General features: G+C 73.6%; 17 protein-coding genes. 4 read left to right on the top strand and 13 right to left on the bottom strand.

Translation table 11 applies throughout. The features are described 5' to 3' along the window. Positions 1 to 14 precede the first annotated feature (14 nt). Positions 15 to 962, bottom strand: coding sequence for a hypothetical protein (locus tag ABT381_RS01850; RefSeq protein ID WP_351586518.1), 948 nt, complete (start codon positions 960 to 962; stop codon positions 15 to 17). A 181-nt stretch (positions 963 to 1143) separates the two neighbouring features. Here ABT381_RS01850 and ABT381_RS01845 point away from each other — a divergent pair, with 181 nt between their 5' ends. Continuing rightward, the gene (locus ABT381_RS01845; RefSeq protein WP_351586516.1) at positions 1144 to 1362 is read left to right on the top strand and encodes a hypothetical protein; all 219 of its coding nucleotides are present in this window, start codon (positions 1144 to 1146) and stop codon (positions 1360 to 1362) included. A 52-nt stretch (positions 1363 to 1414) separates the two neighbouring features. Here ABT381_RS01845 and ABT381_RS01840 read toward each other — a convergent pair whose 3' ends face one another. Further along, positions 1415 to 2158, bottom strand: coding sequence for a FadR/GntR family transcriptional regulator (locus tag ABT381_RS01840; protein ID WP_351586514.1), 744 nt, complete (start codon positions 2156 to 2158; stop codon positions 1415 to 1417). A gap of 5 nt (positions 2159 to 2163) precedes the next feature. Beyond that, a complete protein-coding gene (locus ABT381_RS01835; RefSeq protein ID WP_351586512.1) occupies positions 2164 to 3486 on the bottom strand; it encodes an enolase C-terminal domain-like protein in 1323 nt (440 codons plus the stop codon). Between the two features lie 181 nt (positions 3487 to 3667). On the opposite strand from ABT381_RS01835, the gene ABT381_RS01830 reads away from it, so the two are divergent. Together ABT381_RS01830 and ABT381_RS01825 are read left to right on the top strand one after the other, a co-directional pair. Then, complete coding sequence (locus ABT381_RS01830) at positions 3668 to 5008, top strand: MFS transporter (protein ID WP_351586511.1); 1341 nt, start codon at positions 3668 to 3670, stop codon at positions 5006 to 5008. Then, the gene (locus ABT381_RS01825; RefSeq protein ID WP_351586509.1) at positions 4983 to 5909 is read left to right on the top strand and encodes a fumarylacetoacetate hydrolase family protein; all 927 of its coding nucleotides are present in this window, start codon (positions 4983 to 4985) and stop codon (positions 5907 to 5909) included. Before ABT381_RS01830 ends, ABT381_RS01825 begins: the two co-directional genes overlap by 26 nt. Before the next feature lie 10 nt (positions 5910 to 5919). On the opposite strand, the gene ABT381_RS01820 is transcribed toward ABT381_RS01825, so the two are convergent. Together ABT381_RS01820 and ABT381_RS01815 are read right to left on the bottom strand one after the other, a co-directional pair. After that, a complete protein-coding gene (locus ABT381_RS01820; protein WP_351586507.1) occupies positions 5920 to 6342 on the bottom strand; it encodes a PaaI family thioesterase in 423 nt (140 codons plus the stop codon). Between the two features lie 56 nt (positions 6343 to 6398). Beyond that, the gene (locus tag ABT381_RS01815; protein WP_351586505.1) at positions 6399 to 7019 is read right to left on the bottom strand and encodes a maleylpyruvate isomerase family mycothiol-dependent enzyme; all 621 of its coding nucleotides are present in this window, start codon (positions 7017 to 7019) and stop codon (positions 6399 to 6401) included. 249 nt (positions 7020 to 7268) lie between these two features. Between ABT381_RS01815 and ABT381_RS01810 the strand changes: the two genes are divergently transcribed. Beyond that, complete coding sequence (locus ABT381_RS01810; protein ID WP_351586503.1) at positions 7269 to 8063, top strand: AfsR/SARP family transcriptional regulator; 795 nt, start codon at positions 7269 to 7271, stop codon at positions 8061 to 8063. Between the two features lie 122 nt (positions 8064 to 8185). Here ABT381_RS01810 and ABT381_RS01805 read toward each other — a convergent pair whose 3' ends face one another. From ABT381_RS01805 to ABT381_RS01770, 8 genes are all read right to left on the bottom strand, one after another. After that, complete coding sequence (locus tag ABT381_RS01805; RefSeq protein ID WP_351586501.1) at positions 8186 to 9406, bottom strand: beta-ketoacyl-[acyl-carrier-protein] synthase family protein; 1221 nt, start codon at positions 9404 to 9406, stop codon at positions 8186 to 8188. Beyond that, complete coding sequence (locus tag ABT381_RS01800) at positions 9406 to 9636, bottom strand: acyl carrier protein (RefSeq protein ID WP_351586499.1); 231 nt, start codon at positions 9634 to 9636, stop codon at positions 9406 to 9408. The genes ABT381_RS01805 and ABT381_RS01800 overlap by 1 nt, the downstream gene beginning before the upstream one ends. A 75-nt stretch (positions 9637 to 9711) precedes the next feature. Continuing rightward, positions 9712 to 10746 carry a beta-ketoacyl-ACP synthase III gene (locus ABT381_RS01795; protein WP_351586497.1) on the bottom strand — a complete coding sequence of 345 codons (1035 nt, stop codon included), beginning with the start codon at positions 10744 to 10746 and terminating at the stop codon, positions 9712 to 9714. Continuing rightward, entirely contained in the window at positions 10743 to 11735 is a 993-nt protein-coding gene (locus tag ABT381_RS01790; protein ID WP_351586495.1) for a ferritin family protein, read from the bottom strand. The genes ABT381_RS01795 and ABT381_RS01790 overlap by 4 nt, the downstream gene beginning before the upstream one ends. Next, on the bottom strand, positions 11728 to 12264 hold the full coding sequence (locus ABT381_RS01785; protein WP_351586493.1) for a hypothetical protein: 537 nt from the start codon (positions 12262 to 12264) through the stop codon (positions 11728 to 11730). Before ABT381_RS01785 ends, ABT381_RS01790 begins: the two co-directional genes overlap by 8 nt. A 3-nt stretch (positions 12265 to 12267) precedes the next feature. Further along, positions 12268 to 12792: a type II toxin-antitoxin system RatA family toxin gene (locus ABT381_RS01780; protein ID WP_351586491.1), complete on the bottom strand. Its 525-nt coding sequence runs from the start codon at positions 12790 to 12792 to the stop codon at positions 12268 to 12270. Between the two features lie 5 nt (positions 12793 to 12797). After that, complete coding sequence (locus tag ABT381_RS01775) at positions 12798 to 14078, bottom strand: aspartate aminotransferase family protein (RefSeq protein WP_351586489.1); 1281 nt, start codon at positions 14076 to 14078, stop codon at positions 12798 to 12800. Further along, positions 14075 to 15203: MmgE/PrpD family protein (locus ABT381_RS01770; protein ID WP_351586487.1), on the bottom strand; the 1129-nt coding region annotated here is incomplete at its 5' end. The genes ABT381_RS01775 and ABT381_RS01770, both read right to left, overlap by 4 nt.

The following is a 15203-nucleotide window of genomic DNA, read 5'->3' as shown; positions in this document are numbered from 1 at the left end:
CCCTTCGGCCGCTCCTACGCCTCGTCCTGGACCAGCCGTTCCAGCATGGTCTGGAAGTCCTCGTCGACGACGACCCGCAGCCCGTCGCCGTCCGGCTCGCTCAGCCGGGTCATCGTGCCCTGGCGCCACCAGAAGACGTTCGGCGTGATCGCGCCCGCCGAGTCCTCGTGCGCGGCGGCGGAGAACTGCGCCATGGCCTGCAGCGCCGGTACCACCTGGGCGTCGTGGATGCGGTGGAAGGCCAGCTGGTGCCGGAAGGGCAGCGCCACCAGCGCCCCGTCGGGCGTCAGCGGCGCGCCGGTCAGCCGCTCGACCAGCTCATCGAGGACCAGGACCCGGCTGGCGGTGAAGAAGGAGTCGCCCAGTACCACTTCGAAGGCCGAGCCGTCGCCGCGGCGGACCGTCTCGTGCCCCTCGACCGGCAGCGCCCGGAGATTGTTCAGCGCCCGGATGCGCAGCTCGGCGACGTCCCCGATGTCCAGCAGCGAGTCCTCGCCGAGTATCTGCACCGCCTCGGGCAGGTCGAGCGCCAGGACCTCGCGCAGGCCGGGGGCGAGCGGGCGCGCGTACCGGAAGGAGTCGGAGGCGGGGAGGGAGTCCTCGGCGACGACGCGGGGGTAGAGCCGGGCCCGGATCTCGTCCTCGGGCATCGTCTCCATCGGCTGGGGGCCGTCCATCGTACGGAGGACCTTGCCGACGTGGTCCCGGACGAGCGCGGGCCAGGCGCGCTCGCCGCGGCGGTCGCGGTGGCAGACGGCGGCCAGATTGCCGAGGCCGAACTGCCGGCCCGCCGAGTCGGTGACCATGCCGGCGTACACCGTGACCTCCAGGCCCAGCTCGGCGAAGGCCGACCGCACCTGGCCGCGGAAGATCCCGCCCTCCCGGTCGGAGAAGAATCCGAACTCCTCATCGCGCGGGGTGTCGCGCGGATCCCGCTTCGGTCCCCGGCGGAACAGGCCCATCTCTCGCTCTTCCTCCCGGCGGCAGCCACGAATGCGCCGATCGTAGCCGTTGCCCGGGACACCTTCGACCGTGCGCGCCCGCCGTCCGGAGCACGTTCCGGGGCGCGTCCGCGGGCATCGGCACGAGCGGATTCGGGCCTTCGGGATGCGCGGCGGGCGGCGGGGAGACAGCCTGGGGGGTATGACCACACATCCACCGGTGATCGTGTATCCGCCCACCGCCGGTGGGCGGCGGGTGACCATTCACGGCCAGATCGTCGGCCTCGCCCACGGCCGCGGGGACGTCGCCGAGTTCCTGCGCCGGGCCGGGCTGTCCGACGCGGAGGAGATCCCGCTGGCCGATCCCGCGCTCATCGAGTGGCGGGGCGGCGATCTGGACTACTGGCCACGGGACGAGTGAACGGCGGCGCGCGCACGGACGGGGCGCGCCGCCCCGGGGACTCGTACGGCTGTCAGCGCTCCCGGAGCGGGTCCAGGCGTTCGCGGACCCACAGCTCGACGTCACCCACATGGCGGCCGGCCGCCGTGAAGGCCGCCAGGCTGTCGCGGGCGCGCAGCGCGGCGTAGATGTCCATGTGCTGCTGGTGGGTCCAGGCGAGCACGTCCGACTTGACCAGCGCACGCCAGATGCGGGCCCTGGCAGTGCGCTGGGTGACGGAGGAGACCAGGGACTCCAGCGTGCGGTTGCCGGTCGCCGCGACGATGTCCGCGTGGAAGGCGAGGTCCTCGCGTACCAGCTCCTCCGGGTCCTGGAGGGTCCGCATCCGTTCGATGCGCTCCAGCAGGCCGTCCAGCGCCGCGTCGTCGATGCGGGTGGCCGCGAGCGCGGTGGCGCCGGGCTCCAGTACTTTGCGGCACTCCAGCATCTCCTCCAGGCCGGTGTCCTGGGCCAGGTCCAGGAAGCTGCCGATGGCGCTGAGCAGCCGGTCCGGGCGCAGGTCGGTGACGAAGGTGCCGTCCCCGCGCCGTACGTCCAGCACCCCCGCCATGGCCAGCGCGCGGACCGCCTCGCGGAGCGAGGGGCGGGAGAGCTCCAGCTCGGCGGCGAGCACCGCCTCCGGGGGGAGGCGGTGGCCGGGCGTGAACTCGCCGCTCTCGATGCGCTTGCGCAGCCGGCCGATCGCCTCGTCGACGACGCTGCCGCCGCCGGCGCCGGTCCCGTCACCGCGTCCCGGCCGCTCTTTCTTGGTGGGCATGGACGTCAGGATGCCACCCGGCCGCGGCCGCTCCAGACCGGCCCTTCCGGGTAGCGGTACCGCTCCAGCGTCTCGCGGCGGATCCGCGCGCTGTAGCCGGGGGCCTCGGGGACGAGGTAGCGCGAGCCGCGGATGCGGACCGGGTCGTGGAAGTGCTCGTGGAGGTGGTCGACGTACTCGATGACGCGGTTCTCCAGGGAGCCGCTGACCGTGATGTAGTCGAAGAGCGACAGGTGCTGTACGAGTTCGCACAGGCCGACGCCGCCGGCGTGCGGGCAGACCGGTACGCCGTGTGCCGCGGCCAGCAGCAGGGCGGCGACGGCCTCGTTGACGCCGCCGAGCCGGCAGGCGTCGATCTGGCAGATGCCGATCGCGTCGGCCTGCAGGAACTGCTTGAACATCACGGCGTTGTGGGCGTGTTCGCCGGTGGCGACGTGGGTGGGGCCGATCTGCCGGGCGATGGCGGCGTGGCCGAGTACGTCGTCGGGGCTGGTGGGCTCCTCGAACCACCAGATGTCGAACTCCGCCAGCGCCTTGGCCCAGGCGACGGCCTCGTCGACGCCGAGGGTCTGGTTGGCGTCGATCATCAGGCGGCGGTCCGGACCGATGATGTCGCGGGCGATGCGGCAGCGCCGGATGTCGTCCGCCAGGTCCGCGCCGACCTTGAGCTTGACGGAGTCCCAGCCCGCGTCGACGGCCTCCTGGCAGAGCCGGGCGAGCTTGGCGTCGTCGTAGCCGAGCCAGCCGGCGCTGGTGGTGTAGGCGGGGTAGCCGTGCTCCCGTACGTGCGCCTCGCGTTCGGCCCGGCCTGCCGCGCGTTCCTGAAGCATCGTCAGCGCGTCCTCGGGGGTGAGCGCGTCCTTGAGGTACCGCCAGTCGACCAGGTCGACGATCTGCTGGGGCGTCATGTCGGCGAGCAGCTTCCAGACCGGCTTGCCGGCCTGCTTGGCGGCCAGGTCCCAGGCGGCGTTGAGGACGGCGGCGGTGCCGAGGTGGATCGCGCCCTTGTCCGGGCCGAGCCAGCGCAGTTGGCTGTCGCCGAGCAGGTGGCGGGAGAAGCCGCCGAGGTCGCCGGTGATCTCCTCGACGGTCATGCCGATCGCGCGCTCGCCGATGGCACGGGCCGCCTGGACGGCGAGGTCGTTGCCGCGGCCGATGGTGAAGGTGAAGCCGTGTCCCTCGGGGACGCCGGGCCCGTCGGCCTTCAGTACGACGTAGGCGGCCGAGTAGTCGGGGGCCTCGTTCATGGCGTCGGAGCCGTCGAGGTCCTGGGAAGTGGGGAAGCGGATGTCGATGGTCTCGACGTCGACGATACGGGCCGCTGTCATCGGCGCTCACTCCTGTACATGTACGTCCCTGAGTAGGGCTGCGGCGCAGCGCCCCCAAGATGTCAGATGTCTGCGTCATCGACCAGATGTTTCGTCGAGCAAAATTGCCGGTGTTCGAGGTATTGCCCGGGCGGACCACGCCTCGTACGGTCCAGCGGTCAGATGTCTCCAAGGAGGTCGGATGAACGCGGCAACCACCGCGGACCGCGTGCGCCGGAAGGTCGCGCGGCGCCTGCTCCCACCCCTGTTCCTGATGTTCGTCCTGAGCTTCCTGGACCGGACGAACGTCGCGCTCGTCAAGAGTCACCTCGCCACCGACGCCGGCATCGACGCGGCCGCGTACGGCTTCGGCGCCGGCGTCTTCTTCGTCGGCTACGCGCTGCTCGGCGTGCCCTCGAACCTGGTACTGCACCGCTGGGGCGCCCGCCGCTGGCTCGCCGCGCTGATGTTCGTCTGGGGCCTGCTGTCCTGCGCGATGGCGCTGACCGCCAGCCCCACCGGTTTCTACGTGCTGCGCTTCCTGCTCGGCGCCGCCGAGGCCGGCTTCTTCCCCGGCGTGATCCTCTACATCACCTACTGGTTCCCCGCCTCCGACCGCGGGAAGGCCACCGGCATGTTCCAGTCCGCCGTGGCGATCTCCAGCATCATCGGCAACCCCGTCGGCGGTTACCTCATCGGGCTGCACGGCCTGGCCGGGCTGGACGGCTGGCAGTGGATGTTCCTGCTGGAGGGCGCGCCGACCGTCCTCCTGGCGCTCGCCGTGCCGTGGCTGCTCACCGACCGCCCCGAGCAGGCGCGCTGGCTGACCGCCGAGGAGAAGCGGCTGCTGGCCGCGCGCATCGAGGCGGACCGGCCCGCCGAGGACGCCCGGCCGCCGCGCCGCATCCGCGAGATCGTCGGCGACAGCCGCGTACTGCGCCTGATGTTCGTGTACTTCGCGATCCAGATCGGCGTGTACGGGGTGACGTTCTGGCTGCCCGCGCTGGTCGGCCGGATCGGCGGCCTGGACGACGTCGGCATCGGCTTCGTCTCGGCCCTGCCCTGGGTGTGCGCGCTGCTCGGCGTGCTGGTCCTGCCCTGGTTCTCGGACCGCAGCGGCAACCGGCGCGGCCCGCTCCGCCTCGCCCTGCTCCTCACCGCGGCCGGCCTGGTCGGCGCGGCGCTGCTGCCCCCGGTCCCGGCGGTGGCGGCGCTGTGCGTCGCCGCGTTCGGCTTCCTGGGCGCCCAGCCGGTCTTCTGGACCGTGCCGCCGACGATCCTCACCGGCGTCCAGATGGCCGGCACGATCGCGCTGATCTCCGGCTTCGGCAATCTCGGCGGCTTCCTCGGCCCGTACGTCATGGGCGTCGTCGAGTCGTCCACCGGATCCGGCGCCAACGGCCTGTACGCCGTCGCCGTGATCGTCGTCGCCGGCGCCGCGGTCGTCACCGGCTTCCGCTGGGCCGGCCTCCGTACCCCCGCCGCTCATCCGCACACCGACAAGGAGGACATCACCGATGACCCGCATCGTGCGCTTCGCTGACACCACGGGCGCGGTCCGCACCGGCCTCGCGGACGACGACGGCGCGATCCGCGCGTTCCCCGGCGCGCCGCGCCTCGCCGACCTGCTGCACCGCACCTCCGCCGAACTGCGGGCGCTCGCCGAGGAGACCGCGGCGCGTGCGCCGGACGCCGCCGCGTCGGAGGTTCTGCTGCTGCCGCCCGTCGACGGGCTGACGGAGGTGTGGGCGGCCGGCGTGACGTACGAACGCTCGCGCGAGGCGCGGATCGCCGAGAGCACCGAACAGTCGGTGTACGAGCGGATCTACGACGCGGAGCGGCCCGAGCTGTTCTTCAAGTCCGTGCCGTGGCGGGTGGTGACGGACGGCGAGCCGATCGCCGTACGGGACGACTCCGCGCTGAACGTCCCCGAGCCGGAGCTGGCGCTCGTACTGAACCGGCACGCCGAGACCGTCGGCTACCTCGTCGCCGACGACGTCAGCTCCCGCTCCATCGAGGGCGAGAACCCGCTGTACCTGCCGCAGGCCAAGGTCTACGCCGGCAGTACGGCCCTCTCGGCGGGCATCGTGCCCGCGTGGGAGATCGGCGACCCGTCGGCCCTGAAGATCGCCATGACCGTGCACCGGGACGGCGCGCCCGCCTACGAGGCCACGACCTCCACCGCCGCCTTCCACCGCACCCCGCAGGACCTGGTGCGCCACCTCTTCCACGGCCAGCCGTTCCCGGACGGCGCGGTGCTCTCGACCGGTACGGGCATCGTGCCGGAGCTGGACTTCACGCTGGCGGACGGGGACGTGGTGGAGATCGTCATCGACGGCGTGGGCCGGCTGGCCAACCCGGTCCGCACCGGGCGGGCGGCGCTGGACTGGCTGGGGGAGGCGCTCGCCGACCCCTGGGTCCGGCGGGCGCACCGGAGCGGGTGAGCGGGGGCTCTCAGTCCCGCGGCCCGGCCGGGAGCACCGCCTGTGTCTGGGTGGTCCGGGCGATGTGCCGGCCCGCGTCGTCGTGCAGGTCGGTCTGTACAACGATGCTGGTCCGGCCGGTGTGCAGCGGGCATGCCGTGGCCCGGACCGTGCCTTCGCGTACGGCACGCAGGAAGTTGGTCTTGGACTCCAGCGTCGTGGTGGTGGCGTCCGGCGGCAGGTTGAGGAAGGCGCAGACGGCGCCGACGGAGTCGGCCAGGGTCATCAGCGCGCCGCCGTGCAGGGCGCCGCCGAGCGTCGTCAGCGCGGCCGAGTGGTCCAGGTGTCCGACGACCTCGGCCGGTTCGGCGGTGTCGAGCCGGACGCCGAGGGTGACGGCGAGCGGCATGGACTCCAGCAGCTGGTCGGTGGTGTACGCGGGCCGGACGGTCATGGCTGTGGACTCCAGTCTCCAGGGCGTCGCCTTCGGGCATCGGGCCGAGCGAGACCTCAGATCGTAACGGGTGCCGGGCACAACCGCCCCTGTACTGAGCTGAATTCGAGCTCACCGGACACCGCGTCCCGGCCGCCGAGCCACATGCCGAGCGCTTCGGCCGTGCCCCGCACTTCGGGGCCGCTGCCGAGCGCGGGCAGGTCCACGGTGGTGGGCACCACACGGTGGCGCAGCAGGCGCCGGTTGTGTTCGAAGCTGAGCAGGACGCCTTCCTGGAAGACGGCGCGTTCGACGGCGCGCGGCAGGCGGCGGCTGCGGCCGAGCCCGCGCAGTACGTCCTGGTGGTGGACGGCGGTGTCGCCGAGGAGGAAGGCGGCGGCGCAGCGGCCGAAGAGGGAGGGGCGTACGGCCCAGCGCCGTCCGGCGGCGGTCAGCTCCGCGCGACTCATGGTCCGTCCCCTGCGCACCTGCGCGGAGTTGGCCCGGTCGATCCACATTCCCTTGGCGAGGTAGTCGCCGATCCGGTCCGTGCCGGTCAGATGGGCGAGGACGTCGCGCGGCGCCCAGCCGGCGCACAGGGTGCTGGCGCCGTCGAACTCGGCGTCGGTCAGGCTCTCGATGGTGTCGAGGAAGCGGGCGCGCTCCTGGCGCAGTTCCTGTTCGACGGGCAGCCGCACGGCACTCCTCGCTTCGCGGTCGGTCGGGTGGCCGCGGTCATTGTGCGGGCCGTCCCTGACCGCGCGCTGACCGTGCGCTGACACCCTGCTGACCGCGCACATACGGGACGGGCCCGCAACCTCGGTACCGCGGTTGGCTCATGTTCTCCTGTACCGAATCACCCAGCTTGAGCGGGAATTGGCGAAGCGTCTAGTGTGCGCATGGTCCGGAAACACGGCACCCCCACGCTCTTGCCACGGAGAAGGTCCATGCCCCGTTCCGACCCCCGTCCCCGATGCGCCGACCTGCCGCTCTTCCGTCTCCTCGGCCCACTGGAGGTGGGGACGGGGCCATGCCCGCTGCCGCTGCGGGCGATCCGGCAGAAGCTGATCCTGGCCACCTTGCTGCTCAGTGCGGACCGGGTGGTCCCGGTGGCGGGGCTGATCGAAGCGGTCTGGGGTCAGCAGCCGCCGCCCACCGCCCGCGGCCAGGTGCACATCTGCATCTCGCAGCTGCGGCACAAGCTGGCCGACGCGCTGCACGACGGCTGCCGGATCGAGACCCGGGCGCACGGTTACATCCTGCACACGGAGCCCGGCGACCTGGACGTGGCGGTGTTCCGGCAGCAGGTGGCGGCCGCCGACCGGGCGGCGGCACGGGGGCACGCCGAGCAGGCCGCCGTGCTCTACCGTGCCGCGCTCGACCTGTGGCGCGGGCCCGCGCTGTCCGGCCTCCAGGGCGACGCGGTGGACAGGGCGGCGGCGCAGCTGGCGGAGGAGCGGATCGCGGCGGCCGAGAAACGGATCGAGCTGGAGCTGCGGCTGGGCCGGCACCGGGCGCTGGTGCACGAGCTGACCGGCCTGGTGGGCGAGCATCCGCTGAACGAGCGGCTGAGCGGCTATCTGATGACGGCGCTGTACCGGTCGGGCCGGCAGGCGGAGGCGCTGGCGTCGTACCAGCGGGCCCGCCACCACCTCGTGGCGGAACTGGGTCTGGAACCGGGTCGGGAGCTGCGCGCCCTGGAGCGCGCGATCCTGCGCCAGGACGACACCGCGGCGCTGTAGGCGGCGGTGGACGACGAGGGTGGCGGCCCGGACGCCATCGGGCCGCCCCGCTCGGCGGCCACGCCACTCACCGGCCACCCCACTCACCGGCCACCCCGCTCACCGGCCACCCCGCTCGCCGGCTACGCCGCTGCCACCGCCAGTACCGTGTTCTGGCCGCCGAAGCCGATGGAGCTGGTGAGCGCCAGGCCGATGCGGCGGCGGACGGGGGCGGTGGCGATGTCGAGGTCGATGGCGGGGTCGAGCCGGCCGAGGTTGGCGGTCGGCGGCACCAGGCCGCCTTCCACCGCGAGCACGGTGTAGGCGGCCTCCACCGCCCCGGTGGCGCCGAGCAGATGGCCGGTGACGCCCTTGGTGGAGGTCACCAGCGGGCCGCCCGGCAGGACCCGGCGCACCGCCTTCGCCTCGACGAGGTCGTTCAACGGCGTTGACGTGCCATGGGCGTTGAGGTGGTCCACGGCGTCCGGTGCCGCGTCGGCGTCGGCCAGCGCCGCCCGCAACGCGGCCTCGATGCCCTGCCCTTCGGGGTGCGGGGCCGTGATGTGGTGGGCGTCGGCGGTGCCGCCGTACCCGACGATGCGGGCGCGTACGCGTGCCCCGCGCGCCCGCGCGTGCTCGGGGCGCTCCAGGACGAGCAGTCCCGCCCCCTCCCCCATCACGAAGCCGTCGCGGTCGGCGTCGAAGGGGCGGGACGCGCCGGCCGGGTCGTCGTGGCGCCGCGAGAGGGCGCCCATCTGGGCGAATCCGGCGACGGTGAGCGGCGTGACGGGGGCCTCGGTGGCGCCGGCCAGGACGATGTCGCAGCGGCCGAGCGCCAGCAGGTCACGGGCCACGCCGATCGCGGCGGTGCCCGACGTGCAGGCGGTACTGACCATGAGGTTGGGGCCGCGGGCGCCGCACTCGATGGCCACCTGGCCCGCCATCGTGCCGGCCGGGAACATCGTCATCAGCAGCGGCGAGACCCACTGGCCGCCCTCTTCCCTGAGCACCCGGTGTTCGCGTTCGGCGGTCGCGATCCCGCCGAGCCCGCAGCCGAGCACCACGCCGACCCTGCTCCCGTCCCAGCCGTCGGGGTCGAGGCCGGCGTCGGCGACGGCCTCGCGCGCGGCCACCAGCGCGAACTGCGCCGCGCGGTCCAAGCGGTGGGCGCGGCGCGCCCCGAGGAGCGCGGCCGGGTCGAAGTCCGGTACGCGGCAGGAGATCCGTACCGGTATTCCGTCGAGCTCCGCGTCCAGGGCGGCGGCCGGCTTCGGCGCGCAGACCGTCTCCCAGTTCGCGCCGGTCCCGATGCCCGCGGGAGTCACCAGTCCGATGCCGGTGACGGCCGCTTCGGCGACCGGCATCAGAGGGCCACCCCCCGCTCCTCCATCAGCCGGACGATGTCGCCGACGGTCCGGGCCGCGGCCAACGCGTCATCGCTGATCTTGATGCCGAGTTCCTTGTCCAGGACGAGGGAGAGCTCGACGGTGGCCAGGGAGTCCAGCTCGATGGACTCGGGGGTGGCCTCCATGGTGATCAGATCGGCCGGCACCTGGAGCTTGCCGGCGAGGATCTCCTTGAGCTGGTCGAACATGCTGCTCCTCGGGGTCGTGGGCGGGTGGGAGGTCGTCGGTGGTGCCGTCCGGGGCGCGCCGTCGGCGCCGGTGTCTCAGCGCCCGGGCCGCACGTCCGGCCAGACGAGCGTCGTCGCGCCCCACGTGAGGCCGCCGCCGAACGCGGTCAGCAGGAGCCGGTCGCCGGCCCGGAGCCGGCCGTCCCCGCTGGTCTCGGCGAGCAGCAGCGGGATGGAGGCGGCGCTGGTGTTGCCGGTGTGCGCGATGTTGGTCAGCTGCCGTTCGGCGGGGATGTCCAGGTCGGCGCCGAGCGCGGCCAGGATGCGGGCGTTGGCCTGGTGCGCCACGAGGTGGTCGACGTCGCCGGTCTTCCAGCCGGCGGCCTCCAGCGCGGTACGCGAGGAGTCCGCCATCCGCTCCACCGCCTGCCGGAAGACCTCCCGGCCGCGCATCCGCAGGTACTCCCCGCCGGGCACGGGCGGCCGGCCGCTCTGCCGCTCCCGGGAGCCGCCCCCGGCGATCCGCAGCAGCTCGCCGCGGGTGCCGTCGCTGCCGAGGACGACACGGCCGAGCGCGCCGGGCTCGTCGGGCGTGCCGGCCCGCAGCACCACCGCGCCGGCGCCGTCGGCGAAGAGCACCGCCAGGGAGCGGTCCTGCGGGTCGATGACGCTGGTGAGCACTTCGGCGCCGATGAGCAGGACGTGCTCCGCGGCGCGTCCCGCGATCAGTCCGGCGGCGATGCCGAGCCCGTAGACGAAGCCCGCGCACATCGCGGCGACGTCGAAGGCCGCGACGCTGCCGAGGCCGAGGCGGGTGGCGACCTCGGGCGCGGTGGCCGGCGACGGGTGGTCGGGGGTCATGGTGGCGAGCAGTACCGCGTCCACCGCGGGCGAGCCTGCCGAGCGCAGGGCCTGCCGTCCCGCCGCCACGGCCAGATCCGAGGTGGCCGTGCCGCGCGGCGCCACGTGCCGCACGGCGATGCCGGTGCGGGAGCGGATCCAGGCGTCGGAGGTGTCCAGGCGGGCGCCGAGATCGTCGTTGGTCACCAGATCGGGCGGCAGGTGGCCGCCCACTCCGGCCAGCACCGCGGCGGGGACCGCGGCGGCGCGGTCCGCCTGATCGGCCGTCACCGTGCCCCCTGGCCCGGGTCGCCGAGTATCGCGACGGCTTCCGGCAGGCCCATCTGGGCCAGCCGGACCCGTGCCATCTCGTCCGTCCAGCGTTCCGCCGTGGCGTACCGCTCCTCGGGGGTGGTGTCGAGCAGGCGGCGGCCCGGCCAGACCTCGTAGTCGCCGATCAGCTCCGCGTGGTACGCCATGCCCTTCTGGAAGAGCTCTTCACGGGCGAGCACGAACTCACTGTCGGGCACCTCGTCCCACAGCTTCCGGCCGTCGCGCAGGATGTCCAGGAGGCGCGGCCGGTAGTCGGGGTGGGCGGCCAGATGGTCACGGAGGATCGAGCTGCCGACGGCCAGGTGGCGGATCTCGTCGATCGCCGCGCCGCGGGAGATCTCCCCCGCGGCCGGATCGAGCCGGTCCCACTTGCGTTCACTGAGCTCGGCGGCGGGCGCGAGGACGCCCTCGATGATGATCGTGAAGACGGCGACACCGCCCGCGAAGTCCGCCTGGTCGCGGATCACTTCCAGACAGAACCGCTCGATCGGGTCGAGCACGCGAGTGCGGTAGTCGGCGGCCATCTCCTGAATGTCGCGCACCAACGTCCGCTCAGGACAGCCCAGTTCGGCCAAGTGCTGCCGGAACACCCGGGCGTGCCGGGCCTCGTCCAGCAGCTGCGTGGCGTAGAACTCCAGCTCGGCGATGCCGGGGGCGTGGGCGACGTAGTACCCGAGCGCGCGGGTGGCCATCTCTTCGGCCACGGAACGGAAGCCGAGTTCGAGGGTGAGGGCCTCGCGCAGCGGGCCGGGCTCCTTCATGTACCGGGGTACCGGCGCCTGCTCGGCGTGTCCGGTGACGGCGCGGCCGCGCAGGGTGCCCTGGGCGACGTGCCGGAGCCAGTACGCGAGGTCGCACTGCTCGGCGGTGAGGTCGAGGGTCTTGGCTCCGTCGAGGAGCCCGGGTGCCGTGTCCCAGTCCGCTGCGTCGATGGGGGCGTCAGTCATCGCTGAGTGTCCTCCTGTGGTGGGTGCGGAGCGCTCCGCCGGACGGCGCCGGCACGGCTGCCGGGGCCGGGACCCGGGCTGCCGCGCTCCGGGTCCGCAGGGCGTCGGCCAGCCGCCGGTACAGCGGTTCGGGTACGGGCTCGAAGGGCAGGGCGAAGGGCTTGAGGAAGTTGCCGAACAGGCCGCGGTCGCCGCACAGGTGGAACGGCAGCGCCAGCAGGGCCCATTCGGGGCGCACCAGCCAGCACCACAGGGCGGCCACGGCACCCTGGGTGAGCAGGCTGTGCATGCTGTTGTAGAGGACGTAGTAGACCTTGGAGACGCGCTTGTCGGGGCTGCGGCGGTAGGCGAGGGCTCCGGGCAGATAGCCGATGAGGTCGATGTACACGAAGAAGCCGAGCGCGACGAGCCAGCGGATCTCGCCCGCGTGCAGCACGATCAGGACGGTCGTCACGACCAGTCCGGCCAGGTACTCGGCGCGGTGCAGCCGGAAGGTGGTGCGGGTCTCGAAGGGGTTGGCCTGGTCCACCGGTCACTCCCCCGCGCCGAGCCGCTGGGCCGCCCGGCCCTGCGGCTCCTCCGCTCGGCCCTGCGGCTCCTCGGTCCGGACCTCGGCGCCGAGCCGGACACCGGCGAACATCCCGGTGACCGCCCAGGCGATGGTCTCCTCGATGACGCGGGCGGCGATCGGGTCGAGGATGCCCGCCATGCTGGGGATGCCGAAGTCGAAGTCGGCATCGAAGCGCAGGGCGCAGTCCGCGCCGGTCTGCCGCAGGTCCCAGGTGCCGGACAGCTCGTCGAAGTCGCCGTCGGTCTGCCGGAAGGCGATGTGCAGCCGCTCCCGGTCGTAACTCTCGCTCTCCGTCCAGCGCAGCACGCCGCTGCGGAAGTACAGCTCCCAGCTGGAGCTGCCCGCTGGCTGCGGCGGGCCGCTGTGCACCACCGTGGAGCGCACGTGCGGGGTCAGTTCCGGATAGCGCTCGAACCGCAGGACGGCGTCGAAGACGTCCTCCGCGGGGACGTCGGGGATGAGCGCTTCCACGATCACGTGCCGCATGTCGGCTACCGCCTTTCCGGCATCCGGGCAGCGTGCTCGACCAGGTCGCGGGTGGCCGCGTCGAAGGCGGCCAGGAGATGTTCCACGTCCGCGTCGGTGAGCACGGCGGGCGGGGTGAACCGCACCACGCTGCTGCCGTTCATCGAGTGGTTGGCCACCACTCCGTGGTTGAAGAGTTCGATCAGCAGCTCGCCCGCGAGGCCGGCCTCGGCCAGCTCCACGCCGATGAGCAGGCCCCGGCCGCGCACCGCGGTGACGAGACCGGGGACGTTGCGGGCGGCGATCCCCGCGATCAGCGGCAGCAGCCGGGCGCCGAGCGCGGCGGCCCGCGGTACGAGATCATCCTCCCGTATCGCCCGGATCGCGCCCTGCACGGCGGCCATGAGGAGCGGGGCGCCGGAGAACGTACCGGTGTGCAGGTAGGGGTCCTTGTCGAACGGGCGGAACGCCTCCCGGGTGGCGAGCGCGGCGGAGACCGGGACGACGCCGCCGCCCAGCGCCTTGCCCGCGAGCAGCACGTCCGGCACCACTCCGGCGGCGTCGGCGCCCCACCACGTGCCGAGCCGGCCCAGGCCGGTCTGCACCTCGTCCAGGACGAAGAACCCGCCGTACTGGCGGCACAGTTCGCCGATCCGGCGGAGGTAGCCGTCCGGCGGGATGATCACGCCGCCCTCGCCCTGCACCGGTTCGACGATCACGCAGATCTCGCCGGGGCTTTCGGCCAGCTCCTTCTCCAGGAGATCGGCGTCCCCGTACGGGATGTGGGTGACGCCGGACAGCAGGGGACGGAACGGCCGCTGATAGACGTCCTTGCCGGAGACCGACAGCGCGCCGAGCGTCTTGCCGTGGTAGCCCAGGTGCGTGGCGACGACCTTCCGCCTGCCGTTCGCGCGGGCCAGCTTCAGCGCGGTCTCGACCGCCTCCGTGCCGGAGAGCGAGAAGTGCACGCGGTCCAGGCCCGGCGGGGCCACCGCGGTCAGCGCCTCGGCGGCGCGGGCCGCGGCCGGCTCCAGCAGGATGCGGGTGGCGACGGGGTGCACGTCGAGCTGGCGGCGCACCTCTTCCATGACGACGGGGTGCCGGGCGCCCATGAGGAACACGCCGTAACCGCCGCAGTTGAGGTACCGCGCGCCGTCGCTGGTGGTCAGCCAGGCGCCGGACGAGGCGACCTCCATCCGGCCGCCGAAGAGTTCGGCCACGGTCGCGCGGCCCTTGCTCAGGTGGGCCCGGTACAGGCGGAGGGTCTCCGCGTCGGTGCCGGGCCAGGGTTCCGCCGGGGCGTTCACGGGCGTTGTTCCTCCAGGTCGTCGGCCGGATCGGGGTGCAGGGCCGCTTCGGTCCACGCGCGCAGTTCGGCGGCGCCCGTCTTCGGCAGCCGGGGCAGTGCGTCGGCGACGTCCGCCGGCCCGCCGAGCGCGCGGAACTTGGCACGTACGAGGTCGGCGTGGTGGGTACGGGTGTGCGGGCCCGCGGCGCCGTACGGGATCAGCAGCTCGCGCACGGCGGTGCGGCCGTCGGTGAGGCGGACGGTCACCCGCGCGCCGGTGGCCTTGGTGGCGGCGGCGAAGTCGGTTGCGGGCGGGGCCGGTTCGCCTGCGAGCCGGACGAGTGCGTCGCCGCCGAACTCCCGGAGCCATGCCGCGCCCGCGGGGCCCGCCTGCCGCAGCGCCTCCCCGAACGGCGCCTCGGACGCGAGGAGTTGTCGCGTCAGGGCGGGGTCGTGCCGGAGCCGTACCTTTCCCGCGGCGGCCCGGCGTACCGGATCGTCGCTCGCCGGCGGTTCCAGGTCGGCGACGGTCAGCCGTCCGGTGAGCAGCGCGGTGGCCACCGGGTGGCCGATGTCCAGTACCAGGGCACCGAGCGGCCTGCCGGGACCGTCGAGGTAGCGGCGGGCCCGCTGTCCGGCGAGGACCGTGTAGAGGGACGCCTCCACGAGGACGTCGTCGAGTACGGCGGCGAGCTCTGCCGCGTCCGGGGCGCCCAGGTCGTGGTGGAGGTCCCGCGCGCAGTCCACGGCCGCGTCGATGCCGGGCCCGCCGGGATGCAGCTTGTACGAGAAGGTCTCGGTGTGCCAGCGCGTCCCGAGCCCCGCGGTGACCGCCTCGGGCAGCGGCACGGTCGCGAACCGGCGCAGGAAGCCGTCGGGGTGCTCCAGCAGGTCGGGCGCGCCGGTGAACCCGGCGGCGGCCGCGTCGCAGGCGTCCATGCCGGTGCGGACCGGGCCGAAGGCGTGGAGGAGGCGGGCGTCGCTGGCGAGGAAGGCACGCATCAGGGGCCAGGGCGGCTGTGCGTACGCGAGGCCGAGCGCGGCGGTCCAGCGGTGGGCCGGTGCACCTTCGCAGTGCAGCCGGCCGGCGACCGCGCCCGCGAGGTGGGCGTGCAGCGCGGTCTGGCCGCGGAGCGGGCCCAGG

The sequence above is a fragment of the Streptomyces sp. NPDC000151 genome (assembly GCF_040301705.1).
In the GTDB taxonomy this organism is placed as follows: domain Bacteria; phylum Actinomycetota; class Actinomycetes; order Streptomycetales; family Streptomycetaceae; genus Streptomyces.
Note: the sequence above shows the minus strand (reverse complement) of the source record. Positions and strands in the feature narration are given on the sequence as shown.